The sequence below is a fragment of the Yokenella regensburgei genome, assembly GCF_003634235.1.
GTDB lineage: Bacteria > Pseudomonadota > Gammaproteobacteria > Enterobacterales > Enterobacteriaceae > Yokenella > Yokenella regensburgei.
Genome location: NZ_RBIZ01000003.1, coordinates 1487077 through 1501909 on the forward strand (window position 1 = coordinate 1487077; position 14833 = coordinate 1501909).

The 14833-nt window shown below is 56.3% G+C and carries 13 protein-coding genes and 1 other annotated feature; of the genes, 5 read left to right on the top strand and 8 right to left on the bottom strand.

Features of this window, described 5'->3' with window-relative positions; genetic code table 11:
* Window positions 1-391 precede the first annotated feature (391 nt).
* Window positions 392-643 carry a YciN family protein gene (locus tag C7387_RS07280; RefSeq protein ID WP_120816396.1) on the top strand — a complete coding sequence of 84 codons (252 nt, stop codon included), beginning with the start codon at window positions 392-394 and terminating at the stop codon, window positions 641-643.
* Between the two features lie 34 nt (window positions 644-677).
* On the opposite strand, the gene sohB is transcribed toward C7387_RS07280, so the two are convergent.
* Window positions 678-1724, bottom strand: coding sequence for a protease SohB (sohB, locus tag C7387_RS07285; RefSeq protein ID WP_038257870.1), 1047 nt, complete (start codon window positions 1722-1724; stop codon window positions 678-680).
* 257 nt (window positions 1725-1981) lie between these two features.
* Here sohB and C7387_RS07290 point away from each other — a divergent pair, with 257 nt between their 5' ends.
* Together C7387_RS07290 and cobO are read left to right on the top strand one after the other, a co-directional pair.
* On the top strand, window positions 1982-2743 hold the full coding sequence (locus C7387_RS07290; RefSeq protein WP_120816397.1) for a YciK family oxidoreductase: 762 nt from the start codon (window positions 1982-1984) through the stop codon (window positions 2741-2743).
* Window positions 2740-3330, top strand: coding sequence for a cob(I)yrinic acid a,c-diamide adenosyltransferase (gene cobO, locus C7387_RS07295; RefSeq protein ID WP_120816398.1), 591 nt, complete (start codon window positions 2740-2742; stop codon window positions 3328-3330). Before C7387_RS07290 ends, cobO begins: the two co-directional genes overlap by 4 nt.
* On the opposite strand, the gene C7387_RS07300 is transcribed toward cobO, so the two are convergent.
* The 7 genes from C7387_RS07300 to rnm all read right to left on the bottom strand — a co-directional run bounded on the left by C7387_RS07300 (window position 3302) and on the right by rnm (window position 11387).
* The gene (locus C7387_RS07300; protein WP_120816399.1) at window positions 3302-4276 is read right to left on the bottom strand and encodes a helix-turn-helix transcriptional regulator; all 975 of its coding nucleotides are present in this window, start codon (window positions 4274-4276) and stop codon (window positions 3302-3304) included. The two genes, cobO and C7387_RS07300, sit on opposite strands and share 29 nt — an antisense overlap.
* A 23-nt stretch (window positions 4277-4299) precedes the next feature.
* Window positions 4300-6651, bottom strand: coding sequence for a beta-glucosidase (locus C7387_RS07305; RefSeq protein ID WP_120816400.1), 2352 nt, complete (start codon window positions 6649-6651; stop codon window positions 4300-4302).
* A gap of 18 nt (window positions 6652-6669) precedes the next feature.
* Window positions 6670-8031, bottom strand: coding sequence for an MFS transporter (locus tag C7387_RS07310; RefSeq protein ID WP_120816401.1), 1362 nt, complete (start codon window positions 8029-8031; stop codon window positions 6670-6672).
* Window positions 8032-8210: 179 nt separating this feature from the next.
* Window positions 8211-9116 (bottom strand): 23S rRNA pseudouridine(2605) synthase RluB, encoded by a 906-nt coding sequence (gene rluB / locus C7387_RS07315; RefSeq protein ID WP_006819703.1) that lies wholly within the window; start codon window positions 9114-9116, stop codon window positions 8211-8213.
* A 136-nt stretch (window positions 9117-9252) separates the two neighbouring features.
* A complete protein-coding gene (locus tag C7387_RS07320) occupies window positions 9253-9813 on the bottom strand; it encodes a hypothetical protein (RefSeq protein WP_006819695.1) in 561 nt (186 codons plus the stop codon).
* A 75-nt stretch (window positions 9814-9888) separates the two neighbouring features.
* A complete protein-coding gene (locus tag C7387_RS07325; RefSeq protein WP_006819694.1) occupies window positions 9889-10509 on the bottom strand; it encodes an L-threonylcarbamoyladenylate synthase in 621 nt (206 codons plus the stop codon).
* Entirely contained in the window at window positions 10506-11387 is an 882-nt protein-coding gene (gene rnm / locus C7387_RS07330; protein ID WP_006819693.1) for an RNase RNM, read from the bottom strand. Before rnm ends, C7387_RS07325 begins: the two co-directional genes overlap by 4 nt.
* 156 nt (window positions 11388-11543) lie before the next feature.
* Window positions 11544-11639 (top strand) — a sequence feature (Trp leader region).
* Between the two features lie 33 nt (window positions 11640-11672).
* On the opposite strand from rnm, the gene C7387_RS07335 reads away from it, so the two are divergent.
* Both C7387_RS07335 and trpD read left to right on the top strand, forming a co-directional pair.
* Window positions 11673-13235, top strand: a complete 1563-nt coding sequence (locus C7387_RS07335; protein WP_006819692.1) for an anthranilate synthase component 1 — start codon at window positions 11673-11675, stop codon at window positions 13233-13235.
* Complete coding sequence (trpD, locus tag C7387_RS07340; RefSeq protein WP_038257913.1) at window positions 13235-14830, top strand: bifunctional anthranilate synthase glutamate amidotransferase component TrpG/anthranilate phosphoribosyltransferase TrpD; 1596 nt, start codon at window positions 13235-13237, stop codon at window positions 14828-14830. The genes C7387_RS07335 and trpD overlap by 1 nt, the downstream gene beginning before the upstream one ends.
* The last annotated feature ends 3 nt before the right edge of the window (window positions 14831-14833 follow it).

Sequence of the window (14833 nt, forward strand, 5' to 3'; positions counted from 1 at the left end):
TTCACCTTACCTAATTTGATTCTTCCAGAATACATCGCACACAGATTCACCTTCCACTGGCGACGAGCCTTGATATTGCGGCAGCGCCAATGGATATCAACCCCTGAGCGTTACGGCCCCAGAATGCCAGTGCCAGATGGCTGAGCGTACTGACGGTTCTCGCCAGGTGGTATAGCACGAAGATTTTTCGGTCGAATGTCAAGCAAATCTGTTGCCAGATTGCCGAAAGCGTCACACTGTACCTGATAAAATTCGTTACGCAACTTTATTAGCATGCAAAAGCAAATCCTGCCAGCAACCTCACGTGCTTGATGTCCGTGTAAAGACAAGGGAAAATTTGCCCGAGTGCGCCTTTGGGGCGTAAACTAGCAGCAGAGATTTCCAGGAGTGAATGATGTCTAATACCCAACCTATCGATAGACAAACCCTTCTCGTAGAAGCTAACCGACTCATTCGTGAGCATGAAGATACGCTTGCAGGCATTGAGGCCACCGGCGTCACGCAACGTAATGGGGTGTTGGTCTTTAGCGGTGAGTATTTCCTTGATGAACAAGGGCTGCCTACCCCGAAGAGCACCGCGGTCTTCAATATGTTTAAATACCTGGCGCACGAGCTCTCAGAAAAATATCACCTGATTGATTAAACAAAAACGCGGGGTTTACCCCGCGTTTTGCTTTTTAGACCATCGGCTTTTGCCCGCGCTGCCACCAGCGCAGCAGCAGTTTATCCGCGCTCTCTGCGGCGCTGCCGGTAAAGCGGTCCATCAGCTTTTTCTTTTGCAGATAGCGGACGCTTATCACTTCACGATCGGCAATCAGGCTGAGCAGCAGATCGTCGCTGGTGCGTACTTCATCAACCAGCCCTTTCTCCAGTGCCTGTACGCCGTACCAGTGCTCGCCGGTCGCCACCTGATCGATATCCAGCGTCGGACGCATCTGCTTAACGAAGGATTTAAACAGGTCGTGGGTTTCGTTTAGCGATTCGCGGAACTTCTGCCGTCCTTCTTCGGTATTTTCACCGAGCATCGTCAGGGTACGTTTGTACTGCCCGGCAGTATGCAATTCGACGTCGATCTCTTTACCCTTCAGAAAACGGTTAAAGTTCGGGATCTGCGCCACCACGCCGATAGAGCCAATAATGGAGAACGGGGCTGCGACAATTTTATTCGCCACGCAGGCCATCATGTAGCCGCCGCTTGCCGCTACCTTATCCACCGCCACGGTGAGTGGAATTGACTTATCGCGCAGACGCTGGAGCTGTGAAGAGGCCAGGCCATAGCCATGGACCACCCCGCCGGGGCTTTCGAGACGCAGCAGCACTTCATCCTGCGGTTTAGCCACCGCCAGCACGGCGGTTATCTCTTCACGCAGACCGCTGACCTCGTGGGCATCCATACTACCTTTGAAATCGAGCACCCAGACGCGCGGTTTACCGTGGTCGTGGGTCACGTTGAGTTTGGCCTTCGCTTTGGCTGCTTTCGCCTCAAGCTTGCGCTTTTTCTTTTGCGCCTTATGCCAGAGCTTCTGCTGATGGGGATCCAGTATCGCGACGGACATATCTTCCTGCATGTCCTGATACTGTTCGCTAAGGTTAGTCAGACGCAGCTCTCCGCGCTGTCGTTTACGTTGTGTCAGGTTAACGATGAGTGCAGCAATGATGGCAATCGCAACCACCACCGTGACAATCTTTGCTAAAAACAACCCATACTGAGACAGTAATTCCACTCTTCCACCTTGATTAAAATCACCTAACATTCGCGCTAAGTGTACAACACCGCCTGCTTACCGTCTCCGGCGTTATTTGACGCTGCGAGCTCTCTTCCTGTTTTTTTTCTGCCCGATGAAACCGTTGCAAAATGTTAATAACTCTACGATCTTTCCGCCTGGCTGATTGTATTAGCGCGCCGTTTAGGGCATAAAGCCCGAAAGCCAGACGAACAGAACCCAGGCGTGGTCGAAAAAGCGACCCCACAGGAGTCCCCGTGCACTATCAACCGCAACGCGATTTGCTGCAAAATCGTATTATTCTGGTGACCGGCGCCAGCGACGGCATTGGCCGTGAAGCAGCCCTCACCTATGCCCGCTACGGCGCAAGCGTCATTCTGCTTGGCCGTAACGAAGACAAACTGCGGGCTGTCGCCCAACAGATTCATGATGAAGGCCATCTCCCGGCCTCATGGTTTACCCTCGATTTACTCACCTGCACGCCAGAGTCCTGCCAGCAGCTGGCGCAGAAGGTTGCCGTCCACGCTCCGCGCCTTGACGGCGTGCTGCACAACGCCGGTCTGTTAGGCGATGTGGCACCGATGGCGGAACAGCGCCCTGAGGTGTGGCAACAGGTGATGCAGGTGAACGTGAACGCGACCTTTATGCTGACCCAGGCACTGCTTCCTTTATTACTGAAGTCTGAATCCGGATCGCTGGTGTTTACCTCATCAAGCGTCGGTCGTGAAGGCCGCGCCAACTGGGGAGCCTACGCGGCCTCCAAATTTGCGACAGAAGGGATGATGCAGGTACTTGCCGAGGAGTATCAAAACCGTCATCTGCGGGTCAATTGTATCAACCCGGGCGGAACCCGCACCGGCATGCGCGCGAGCGCGTTCCCGACGGAAGATCCGCTAAAACTGAAAACACCCGCCGATATCATGCCGGTCTATTTATGGCTGATGGGCGATGACAGCCGTCGTAAGACTGGCATGACCTTTGACGCCCAGCCGGGCCGCAAACCGGGGATCTCGCAATGAGTGAAGAACGTTACCGCGAACGACAGCAGAAGGTAAAAGAGAAAGTGGATGCCCGCGTAGCGGCAGCTCAGGAAGAGCGCGGCATTGTTATCGTTTTTACCGGCAACGGCAAAGGTAAAACCACCGCCGCCTTTGGTACGGCTACCCGCGCCGTGGGACATGGCAAAAAAGTGGGCGTCGTACAGTTTATCAAAGGTACCTGGCCGAACGGCGAGCGCAATTTACTGGAGCCGCACGGCGTTGAGTTTCAGGTGATGGCCACCGGCTTTACCTGGGACACCCAGAACCGCGAGAGCGATACCGCCTCCTGCCTGGAAGTGTGGGAGCATGCTAAGCGCATGCTGGCAGATCCGGCGCTGGATATGGTCCTGCTCGATGAGCTCACCTATATGGTGGCCTACGACTACCTGCCGCTCGAAGAGGTTCTGAGCGCGTTGAACCTGCGCCCGGAACAACAAACGGTGATTATTACCGGCCGCGGTTGCCATCGCGACATTCTCGAGCTTGCCGATACCGTCAGCGAACTGCGCCCGGTGAAGCATGCATTTGATGCCGGCGTTAAGGCGCAGATGGGGATTGATTATTAGGCATTAGCTTATCAATAAGCGTCTGATTCAGCGGCAGGCACAGGCAGTCTTCCCCTAAGGCCAGTTCGCTGTCGGGAAGGTTTTGCCGCGCGACGTAGCGTTTTCGGTACTCTGTCGGCGTCAGGCCGCAGTATTTATTGAAGGCGGCTATCAGGTATTTATGCTCCTGAAAGCCGCAGCTATGGCTAATTTCGGTTATCGGGGTGCGGGTATCGCGCAGCAGCGTCCGCGCCTTATTGAGCCGCACCAGCGTCAGATACTCTTTGAAGTTGTAGCGGCTGACTTTCTTAAACAGCCGCGAGAACCACGAGTAGCTCATGCCGCTGTGGTTCGCGACCTCGCTCAGGCTGAGCGGCTGATCGAAATGCTGGTTAATATAATCGATACCCTTCTTTATCATCGCATCTTCACGCAGCGAACTCTCTGCGCGCTGGTCTGGCTCTCCGGCCGCGGTCAGTGCATCAAGCAACAGATAGATGGCAGCAATGCGCTGGAACGGGGCATGGGAGTCGATAATCGCTTCCAGTAAGTGCACAAGGCGCTGGCGCACCTGCCGGTGATGGTTATCCGCAGGCCGCTCCTGGGTACACCAGTTCAGGCGTGGAGCGGGATGCAGTTCATCAAAAAGCCCCGGGGAGAACTGCACGGTCACCAGCGTGCTGTCCTCCACTTCAGCCCTTAAAGAATGTACCTCTTCGGCGTTGATATACAGCATGTTTCCCGCGGAAAGCTCAACGCTTTGCTGGCCCACCGCCAGCGAAAAACACCCGCTCAGTACGGTAATCAGCTCTGGCGCAGGGTGCCAGTGTGGCTCACAGTAGCGCACCTGAGCGGCAAACACGTTCAGCTTTTCAGCATCGAATGCAATCAGCTCATAGCCGCTGTTTTGCGTCTGTCGCCCGGCTTCGGGAGTCTGGCGAGGGTGAGTCAGCGAAAAGGGAAACACGCGTCATCTCCTGTAATTAAGGGTTACTCATGCCCGGCGAGCACCGCATTCAGTTCTTCGCGCGTAATATCGAGCGCTAAAAACTCGGTCAGGGCAATCAGCAGCCCGCAGAACAGATCCGGCGCCAGGCGGATGAGCTTTTCGCGGATCTGCTCCGGACTAACCGGGCTTTTACTCGCGATCAGCGCCACCACACGGGCAAAGGCCTCCGGCTGCTGAATCAGCTGCTGCAGTGAATTATCATCGCGCAGCGGTGCAAATCGCGGCGGGCACGCCACATTGAGCACCGCTTCAAGCGGCAGGTCACGGGAAGACCCACCGACCCGGATCTGCCAGTCTCCCGGCGTCACCACCCATGCTTTCAGTCCAGGATGATAACAGGCAAGGTCGGCCATCGGCAGCGCCAGGGTCACTCGCGTTGTTTCACCGGCGGCCAGCGCCACTTTACTGAACGCCTTCAGCGCCTGTTCTTCACGGATAAGTTCGCCCTGCGGAGCGCTGACGTACAGCTGAACCACCTCTTTACCCGCGCATTCGCCGCTGTTGGTGAGATCAAAGGATACCATCACGGTATCGTTCTCACCGGCCTCAGGGGCTGACAGCGTGAGATTACTGTAGGTAAACCGGGTGTAGCTTAAGCCAAAACCGAACGGGAACAGCGGCGCTATACGGCGTTTATCGTAATAGCGGTAGCCGACAAACAGCCCCTCACCATAATAGTGCTGCAGGTTCTCACCGGGGTAATGCAGCCAGGCCGGGGTTTCTTCCAGCGTATTGGGCACCGTTACCGTCAGTTTACCGCTCGGGTTGCGTTTACCGAAGAGGATCTCCGCCACCGCGCGTCCCATTCCCTGACCGGCAAAGAAGGTCTCAAGCAGCGACTTACACTGCGGCAGCCAGGGCATAACCACCGCATCGCTGTTTGCCAGTACCACCACCACGTTCGGCTGAACCGCCGAAACTTCGTGGATCAGCCGCTCGTGCACCGCCAGAATATTCAGGTCATGACGATCGCCGTTCTCACCGTCCTCACCCACGGCGGTGCTGACAAAAATCACCGCCACATCGGCCTGGCTTGCCACTTCACGCGCCTGCGCCAGCGCCTGTTCGTCGCTTTGAACGTCATCCGGTGCCCCCACCGCCCACGACACAGTGAAATCATCGCCCGCGAGGTCGAAGACCTCATCAAGCGGTCTGTCCAGCAGATACGGCACCGTCGTTGCACAGCCAGAGCCCTGGATCACCGGCTCCTGCGCCGGCTTGCCCAGCACCGCAATGCGCGGCGTTTTCTCCGCACGCAGCGGCAGGAGGTTGTCGTCATTTTTCAGTAATACGATGGATTCTGCAGCCAGATGCTGTGATAACGCGTGATGTGCCGGGAAATCGGCCTGGGTATCCGGGCGGCGATGACGCTGTACTTTATCCAGCAGCGCAAGCATGCGCAGACAGGCAGTATCCACGACCGCCATCGGCACCTCTCCGGCGTTGATGGCTGCCAGCAGGGTTTGCTTATCGCGACGGGTTTCCGGCATGGCGAGATCGTTGCCCGCCATGAGCGATGCCGGACGGTCTTTAATGCCGTACCAGTCAGACATCACCAGTCCGTCGTAACCCCACTCTTCGCGCAGTACCTGAGTGAGCAGGAACGGATCCTGCGAGGTCTGAACGCCGTTCAGGCGGTTATACGAGGACATCACCGTCCATGGTTGAGACTTGTCGATGGCCCTCCTGAAGCCAGCAAGATAGATTTCGCGCAGCGCGCGTTCTTCCACGACGGAGTCCATTTCGGTACGACGGTATTCGGAGTTGTTGGCCGCGAAGTGCTTCAGACTCGCGCCCACCCCTTCCTGCTGCAGGCCGTTAATCAGCGCGGCAGCGATATCACCGCTCACCACCGGATCTTCGGCGTAATACTCATATCCACGCCCGGCGAGCGGAGTGCGACGGATGTTAATACCGGGGCCAAGCAAAATACCTACGCCCATATGCTGGCACTCTCTGCCCAGCGCCTGGCCCATCTGCTGCACCAAATCGATATCCCAGCTACAGGCGAGGCTCGAGCCGTTCGGGAAGCAGGTGGCCGGCAGCGAGGTGCTGAACAGGGCTTCGCTCCCGCCTTTGGCGGCAGGCTCCTCCCCGTTCGCCTTGTCGGCGGTCTGGGTAATGACGGAGATGAAGTCATCCATGCTCCACTTTTCACTGCCGTCAATTTGTGCGCTGCTGTAGCGCACCCCATAGGTGCCGTCGGTCATCACGATATCGGCAATGCCGTGCTGGGGTAAAGACGCGGTTCGCCACAGGCCGTTGCCGGTCAGCAAATCGACTTTCTCTTCCGCCGTCATCGCGGCAATAATGCGGGTAAATTGGCTATTCATTCTCTCTGGCTCCCTGAGTTACAGCGCATTCTGCTTGCGCAGGCTAATTTTTTGCACGATATCGCGGTAGGTTTTTTCATCCAGCGAATAGCAGGCGACGAATATTGCACTCAATGCAAACATTACTCCGGGGAATAACGTCATCAGAATATTGATACCGTTAATTGCGCTGATAGTAATATTCCCGGCATCGTAGTGATAATAATCGAGCATCCAGCCAGCACAACCGCCACCAATGGCCATCGCTATTTTGGTGATGAAATTAAAGAAGCCATAAATGGCACCCTCGGTGCGCACACCATGGTGCCACTCCGCATATTCTACGGTATCAGCAATCATTGACCACATGGCAACAAAACCCATGCCTAAAGTAATACTGTAGAGACATACCCCGGTCATAATCAGCCAGATATTATTACCAGCGACGAAGTATTGCATCAGTACACCCAGTACACCGATCAGCAGTGCCAGCAGGGTCATTCTTTTTTTGCCCATCAGGGCGATGATTTTTTCCGAGATAACCGTTCCGGCAATATAGGCGGCCGACTGGATCATAAAGAACGTCGCGGTGAAACCCTCGTTGCCGATGATGTATTTAATAAAGTAGATAGCAATCGCCATCCAGACGGTATAAGCGATATAAAAGAAGATGGTAAACATCGACAGGTTAATCAACGGCGCATTCCCCATCACCGCACGCAGCATTTCCCGAAGCGTCGGCGCCGTCATCTCTTCTTCCTCGCCCACGCGCTCCCGGGTCATGCCGAAGCAGGCAAGGAACAGGAACGTCGCCAGCAGCGCAAAGCAGGAGACGGCAAAGACATAGCCCAGCTGTTTATCATTAAAAGGTGAAATCAACAGGTCTGCGGTGGTGGACACAATCAGATAGCCGACAATGGCCAGCACAAAGCGGTACACCGACAGCGATGAACGCGAGGCTTCATGCTGAGTCAGGCGGTTGGTCAGTGCGGAATACGGCGTATTCACCGCCGTGTATGCCAGACAATAAATGGTGTAGGAGAGCAGCGCGAAATAAAATTTCGCCTCACCACCGAATGGCAGGAAACACAGGACGGTTAAGAAACCCAGCGGAATGGAACCATATAATAACCACGGGCGTAATTTCCCATAGCGGCTGTGCGTTTTATCTATCGCAAAGCCAATCAGAATATTAAAGATAGCATCAATAACGCGCGCAATAACAAAAATCAGGCTCGCCTGCACAGCGCTAATGCCATAAATATTGGTGTAGAAGAACAGCAGGAATAACGACACAAAGCCAAATGACAGATTCGAGGCGAAATCACCAAAACCGTATCCTATTTTTTCTTTTACGCCTATAACCACATAGCTTGCCGATAACTTTTTGCTCGTATCCATTTTAGGCTACCTGTTTTTGTAATCAGTATCGACAGTATATGGCGTTGCCTGAAGCGCTACTTTGCGTTATTTGTCCGGGCATTTCCTGTTTTTTGTCTTTATACAGAAGTGTGAAAAACATCACAGGAGGAGGAGCAGAAAAGAAAAATCCGGCGAATTTTCGCCGGATTTTCAAGGGATTAACCGTTACCGTTGTTTCGCGTACTGGAACGACGGTTACTGTTGTTGTTACGGTTACTGCTATTGCTGTTCACCTGACTGTGACGCTTCACCGCACGGCGGATCTGATTTGCCTTCATACGGCGACGGTCTTTTTCTACCGCCACTTTTGAGGTGGTTTCCGGGGTCAGCTCTACCAGCTCGCGCAGGTAGTTGGTCTGCGCCAGGTCAAGCTCGGTATAGCCACCGCGCGGCAGGCCTTTCGGCAGCTGGATATCACCGTAACGCACGCGGATAAGGCGGCTTACCTGTACGCCAACCGCTTCCCACAGGCGACGAACCTCACGATTACGCCCTTCTGTCAGGGTCACGTTGTACCACTGGTTGATACCTTCACCACCGCTGAACTTGATGGTTTTAAACGCGGCAGGACCGTCTTCCAGCTGTACGCCACGCGACAGATCGCGCAGTTTCGCTTCATCCACCTGACCAAATACGCGAACGGCGTATTCACGTTCAACTTCACGGCTCGGGTGCATCAGGCGGTTTGCCAGTTCACCGTCGGTGGTAAACAGCAGCAGACCACAGGTGTTAACGTCCAGACGACCAACGGCAATCCAGCGCGCGCCGCGCAGTTTTGGCAGGCGGTCAAACACGGTCGGACGCCCTTCCGGGTCGTTGCGGGTACAGAGTTCGCCTTCCGGCTTGTAGTAAGCCAGCACGCGGCAGATCTGCTCGGCGGACTCTTTAACGGAAATAAGATGCCCGTCGATACGGATTTTCAGGCCAGGGACAATGTCCACACGATCGCCAAGCGTGGCGATTTTGCCGTCCACGCTCACGCGGCCAGCAGAAATAATGGTTTCGATTTCACGGCGGGAGCCGTGGCCAGCTCGCGCCAGGACTTTCTGTAACTTTTCGCTCATTGAGCTTCCTTTAGCTGTCGCCTTCCCAGGCGTCGGGATGTAATTATGCGATTATTTTCAATAACTTATGAAAAGATCAGCCTGCTATTATACAGCGTTTTATCTGCGCTGTAATCCGCTTTGTTTCGCTTACGTCTCAAACACAGGGCCCGGTGGCACAGCCGTACACCATGATGAATGGAAATGCCGGGACCATCACCGGTACCCAGAGTGGGTTCATGCCCCGCGTTTTGTCACTGATGGTGACGGTAATTGGCGGGTTCATCTGCTGGAAACTGCTGTCCTGGCTGAAGTTGCGTGTCTCGCCCCAGTGCCCTGTCGCGCGGAACGTGACAACCTGCTGCCCTGCGGTTTTCGCCGGTACGGCGGCGTACTTCTGCGTCAAATCCAGGCGTTGCTGCGCGCTCAACCCCTTTTCATCAATCCAGGTGTTGTACTGCGCTTCGACGTCACGCTTGTCCACTTCGAAATGGATAGCCATGCCGCGAACGTGGTTCCCGTACTCCTGCGACAGCGCCTTCCAGCGGTCATACAGCCCGCGCTGATTATCGAAATAATAGACGTAATCGCGAGACACCGCCGTCATGCCATTGTCGTTAACACGCAGGTCAATAATTTGGTCGCTTTCCGGCAGTGCCGGTTCATGTACGCTACAGGCGCTGAGCAGCACGCTGGCTGCCAGGACTCCTGGCATCATCCCGATTTTCACAACCCAACTCCCCAGATTGCAGGCAAATAAAAGGCGCCATCCGGCGCCCTCTGACAGCTGACTTTACAGGAACGGCTTTACATCGCCCACGCCTTCGCGCAGCACTTCCGGCGAGTCTTCCGTGAGGTCGATAACCGTCGTCGGCTGCTGCCCCAGATAACCGCCATGAATGATGAGGTCAACCTGCTTCTCGAGACGATCTTTGATCTCTTCCGGGTCAGATTCGGTAAACTCGCTCCCCGGCAGCATCAGCGAGGTAGAAAGCATCGGCTCACCCAGCGTTTCAAGCAGCGCCTGAGCGATTGGGTTGGAAGGTACACGCATGCCGATGGTTTTACGTTTTTCCTGCAGCAGACGGCGCGGCACCTCTTTTGTCCCTTTCAGGATGAAGGTGTAGTTACCCGGCGTGTTGTTCTTGATAAGACGAAACGCCACGTTATCGACCCACGCATAGGTCGAGAGCTCAGAGAGATCCCGGCACATCAGGGTAAAGTTGTGGCCATCAGGCAGATGACGGATACGACAGATTCGCTCCATCGCCCCCTTCTCTTCGATTTTACACCCCAGGGCATAGCCGGAGTCGGTCGGATAGACAATAACCCCACCCTTGCGCACGATCTCCACGGCCTGGTTAATCAGGCGAGCCTGCGGGTTTTCAGGATGAATATAGAAAAACTGACTCATACTTCCCTCTCGGTTATGTTTTGCGGCTGCTCCCAGGTATGCCATACGCCTTCAACACCCGCAGGGAGCCACAGCTTGCGGCCAAGCTCAATCCACGGGCAGGGCTGATGGAAATCCGATCCCTGTGACGCCAGCAAACCATACTGACGGGCATAGGTAGCAAGCTGTGCGCGCTCATGCGGCGCCTGCTGACACTGCGAGACTTCCATCGCATCACCCCCGCTTTCGGCGAAGAATGCCAGCAACCGCTTCAGCCATTTGGCGGAAAGATCGTACCTGCCGGGATGGGCAAGTACCGCTTTGCCACCAGAATGATGAATCACATCAATAGCTTGATCTATTGTACACCACTGCGGCGGAACGTAACCGGTTTTCCCACGTGCAAGATACTTTTTAAAGACGTCAGCCATATTGTTGGCCTTCCCGGCTTCGACCAGGAAACGGGCAAAATGCCCGCGGGTTACGACGCCGCCGTCGGCAAGTTTTAACGCCCCTTCCCAGGCACCGCTGATTTGCGCTTTCTCAAGCCGCTCGGCGATAAGCTGCGCCCGGGTCTGGCGGCGCTCAAGCTGCTCTTCGAGCAGTTTCGTCAGCGCCGGATGTTCAATATCGATGTTCAGACCGACGATGTGGATCTCATGATTTTCCCAAAGGGTGGAGATCTCGGTGCCGGTCACAAGCCGCAGCGGTAGTCCGGCACGGGCAATTTCTGCCCGGGCGGCTGGAATGGCTGCCACGCTGTCGTGATCGGTTATCGCCAGCGTGCCAACACGCATTTCGTGGGCACGGTGAACGAGCGCTTCCGGGGTCAGTCGCCCGTCGGAAGCAGTGGTATGGCTGTGCAGGTCATAAATCACTGCAAATTGGTTGTCACTCAAGGTGGCTCCCGTTACAACTGTGGGGGTCAGTGCGACATCATAACGGTTCAGGCGGATTTTCTGAAATCAGAGGTTGACTTTATCTCGCTGGACTAGTTAACTAGTACGCAAGTTCACAATGAGGTATCTGAAATGAAAACGCACTTCCGCACTCTGCACAACTGGTGGCGCACTTCCTGTTTACGGGCCGTGTGATCGCGTCTGCGCTCAGCATACAGATACCTGGCCCGCCCCTTCGGCGGGCTTTTTTTTGAACACCATATTCCAGAACAGGCGAGAAAGATAATGCAAACCACAAAACCTGCACTCGAACTTCTGACCGATAATGCGATTTACCGGGAAAACCCGACCGCACTGTTCCACCAGCTTTGCGGTGCACGTCCAGCCACCCTGCTGCTGGAATCGGCTGACATCGACAGCAAAGACGATTTAAAGAGCCTGCTGCTGGTCGACAGCGCCCTGCGTATTATCGCGCTTGGCGATACTGTCACCCTGCAGGCGCTCTCGGAAAACGGTGCCTCGCTGCTCGCTCTGCTTGACGCGGCCTTACCCGCCGGCGTCGATAACCAGCGCCAGCCGATGTCCCGCGTACTGCGCTTCCCGCCGGTCAGCGCTCTGCTTGATGAAGACGCTCGCCTGTGCTCGCCGTCGGTGTTTGACACCTTCCGCCTGCTGCAACAGCTGGTCACCGTGCCCGAAGAAGAGCGCGAAGCCATGTTCTTCGGTGGTTTGTTTGCTTATGACCTGGTCGCAGGTTTTGAAGACTTGCCGCAGCTTGAGAGCGACAGCGCCTGTCCGGACTACTGTTTCTATCTCGCCGAAACCCTGCTGGTTATCGATCACCAGAGCAAAAGTACCCGCATTCAGGCGAGCCTGTTTACGCCCGCAGCCGGAGAAAAGCAGCGCTTAATCCAGCGTATCGCCCAGCTGCGTCAGCAGTTGAACGAACCCCCTGCCGCGCTGCCGGTCAAAGAGATCCCGCAGATGCGTTGCGAAGTTGACCAGAGCGACGACCAGTATGGTGCCGTGGTGCGCAAAATGCAGAAAGCGATCCGTGCCGGGGAGATTTTCCAGGTGGTGCCTTCGCGCCGCTTCTCGCTGCCCTGTCCGTCGCCGCTGGCCGCTTACGATGTGCTGAAAAAGAGCAACCCCAGCCCGTATATGTTCTTCATGCAGGACAACGATTTCACCCTGTTTGGTGCGTCGCCGGAAAGTTCTCTCAAATACGACGCCACCTCACGCCAGATTGAGATCTACCCGATTGCCGGTACCCGCCCACGCGGTCGCCGCGCCGACGGCTCGCTGGACCGCGATCTCGACAGCCGCATTGAACTGGAAATGCGTACCGACCATAAAGAGCTCTCCGAGCATCTGATGCTGGTTGACCTGGCGCGTAACGATCTGGCGCGGATCTGCACGCCGGGTAGCCGCTACGTGGCCGACTTAACCAAAGTGGACCGCTACTCCTTCGTTATGCACCTCGTTTCCCGGGTGGTGGGCGAGCTGCGTAAAGACCTCGACGTGCTGCACGCTTACCGCGCCTGCATGAACATGGGCACCCTCAGCGGCGCGCCAAAAGTTCGTGCGATGCAGTTGATTGCCGGGGCCGAAGGCAAACGTCGCGGCAGCTACGGCGGTGCAGTGGGTTATTTCACCGCCCACGGCGATCTCGATACCTGCATTGTTATCCGTTCGGCGTATGTCGAAAACGGGATCGCCACCGTGCAGGCCGGTGCCGGGGTCGTGCTGGATTCCATTCCGCAGGCGGAAGCCGATGAAACGCGTAATAAAGCGCGCGCGGTGCTGCGCGCCATTGCTCAGGCCCACCGTGCCGAGGAGATGTTCTGATGGCTGATATCCTGCTGCTCGATAATATTGATTCCTTTACTTACAACCTGGCAGATCAGCTGCGCGCAAGCGGCCACCATGTGGTGATTTACCGTAACCACGTTCCGGCACAGACCTTGATCGACCGACTGGCGACGATGGATAACCCGGTGCTGATGCTCTCACCTGGCCCGGGCGCACCGTCCGAGGCGGGCTGTATGCCAGAGCTGTTGACCCGTATGCGCGGCAAGCTGCCCATCATCGGTATTTGTCTCGGTCATCAGGCCATTGTCGAAGCCTACGGCGGCTATGTGGGTCAGGCCGGAGAGATCCTGCATGGCAAAGCCTCCAGCATTGAACACGACGGCCAGGCGATGTTTGCCGGGCTGGCAAACCCGCTGCCGGTGGCACGCTATCATTCGCTGGTTGGCAGTAACATTCCGGCAGGCCTCACTATTAATGCCCACTTCAACGGCATGGTGATGGCCGTGCGTCACGACGCCGACCGCGTGTGCGGCTTCCAGTTCCATCCGGAGTCTATCCTGACAAGCCAGGGAGCGCGCCTGCTGGAGCAGACCCTGGCCTGGGCGCTGCAGAAACTTGAACCTGCTAACACCATCCAGCCGATCCTCGAGAAACTGTATCAGGCGCAGACCCTGAGCCAGCAGGAGAGCCATCAACTGTTCTCCGCCGTGGTGCGGGGTGAAGTGAAGCCTGAACAGCTGGCGGCGGCGCTGGTGAGTATGAAAGTGCGCGGTGAACACCCGAACGAAATTGCCGGTGCCGCCACCGCGCTTTTAGAAAACGCCGCCCCGTTCCCGCGCCCGGACTATCTTTTTGCCGATATCGTCGGCACCGGCGGTGACGGTAGCAACAGCATTAACATCTCCACCGCCAGCGCGTTTGTGGCAGCGGCCTGTGGCCTGAAGGTGGCAAAGCACGGTAACCGCAGCGTCTCCAGCAAATCTGGTTCATCCGATCTGCTGGCCGCCTTCGGCATTAATCTGGATATGAACGCCGAGAAGTCCCGTGATGCGCTCGACGAGCTGGGGGTCTGCTTCCTGTTCGCCCCGAAGTACCACACCGGCTTCCGCCACGCCATGCCGGTGCGCCAACAGCTCAAAACCCGCACCTTGTTCAACGTGCTGGGGCCGTTGATCAACCCGGCGCACCCGCCGCTGGCGCTGATCGGTGTGTACAGCCCGGAGCTGGTGCTGCCGATTGCGGAAACCCTGCGCGTACTGGGTTATCAGCGGGCTGCGGTCGTACACAGCGGAGGAATGGATGAGGTTTCTCTCCACGCGCCAACCGTGGTGGCCGAGCTGAATCAGGGGGAGATCAGCAGCTATCAGCTGACCGCCGATGACTTTGGTCTGACGCCCTATCGCCAGGAGCAGCTGGCGGGCGGCACACCGGAAGAAAACCGTGACATTCTCACCCGCTTATTACAAGGTAAAGGTGACGCTGCCCACGAGGCCGCGGTGGCCGTCAACGTCGCGATGCTGCTACGTTTACATGGCCATGAAGACTTAAAAGCCAACGTCCAGACCGTGCTCGACGTGCTGCGCAGCGGTGCAGCCTATGACAGAGTGACCGCACTTGCGGCAAGAGGGTAAATG

Excerpts from the sequence above, each read along its gene's own strand:
- C7387_RS07280 (WP_120816396.1), top strand. The coding sequence starts at position 392 with ATGATGTCTAATACCCAACCTATCGATAGACAAACCCTTCTCGTAGAA.
- cobO (WP_120816398.1), top strand. The coding sequence starts at position 2,740 with ATGAGTGAAGAACGTTACCGCGAACGACAGCAGAAGGTAAAAGAGAAA.
- C7387_RS07305 (WP_120816400.1), bottom strand. The coding sequence starts at position 6,651 with ATGAATAGCCAATTTACCCGCATTATTGCCGCGATGACGGCGGAAGAG.
- C7387_RS07310 (WP_120816401.1), bottom strand. The coding sequence starts at position 8,031 with ATGGATACGAGCAAAAAGTTATCGGCAAGCTATGTGGTTATAGGCGTA.
- rluB (WP_006819703.1), bottom strand. The coding sequence starts at position 9,116 with ATGAGCGAAAAGTTACAGAAAGTCCTGGCGCGAGCTGGCCACGGCTCC.
- C7387_RS07320 (WP_006819695.1), bottom strand. The coding sequence starts at position 9,813 with ATGATGCCAGGAGTCCTGGCAGCCAGCGTGCTGCTCAGCGCCTGTAGC.
- C7387_RS07325 (WP_006819694.1), bottom strand. The coding sequence starts at position 10,509 with ATGAGTCAGTTTTTCTATATTCATCCTGAAAACCCGCAGGCTCGCCTG.
- C7387_RS07335 (WP_006819692.1), top strand. The coding sequence starts at position 11,673 with ATGCAAACCACAAAACCTGCACTCGAACTTCTGACCGATAATGCGATT.
- trpD (WP_038257913.1), top strand. The coding sequence starts at position 13,235 with ATGGCTGATATCCTGCTGCTCGATAATATTGATTCCTTTACTTACAAC.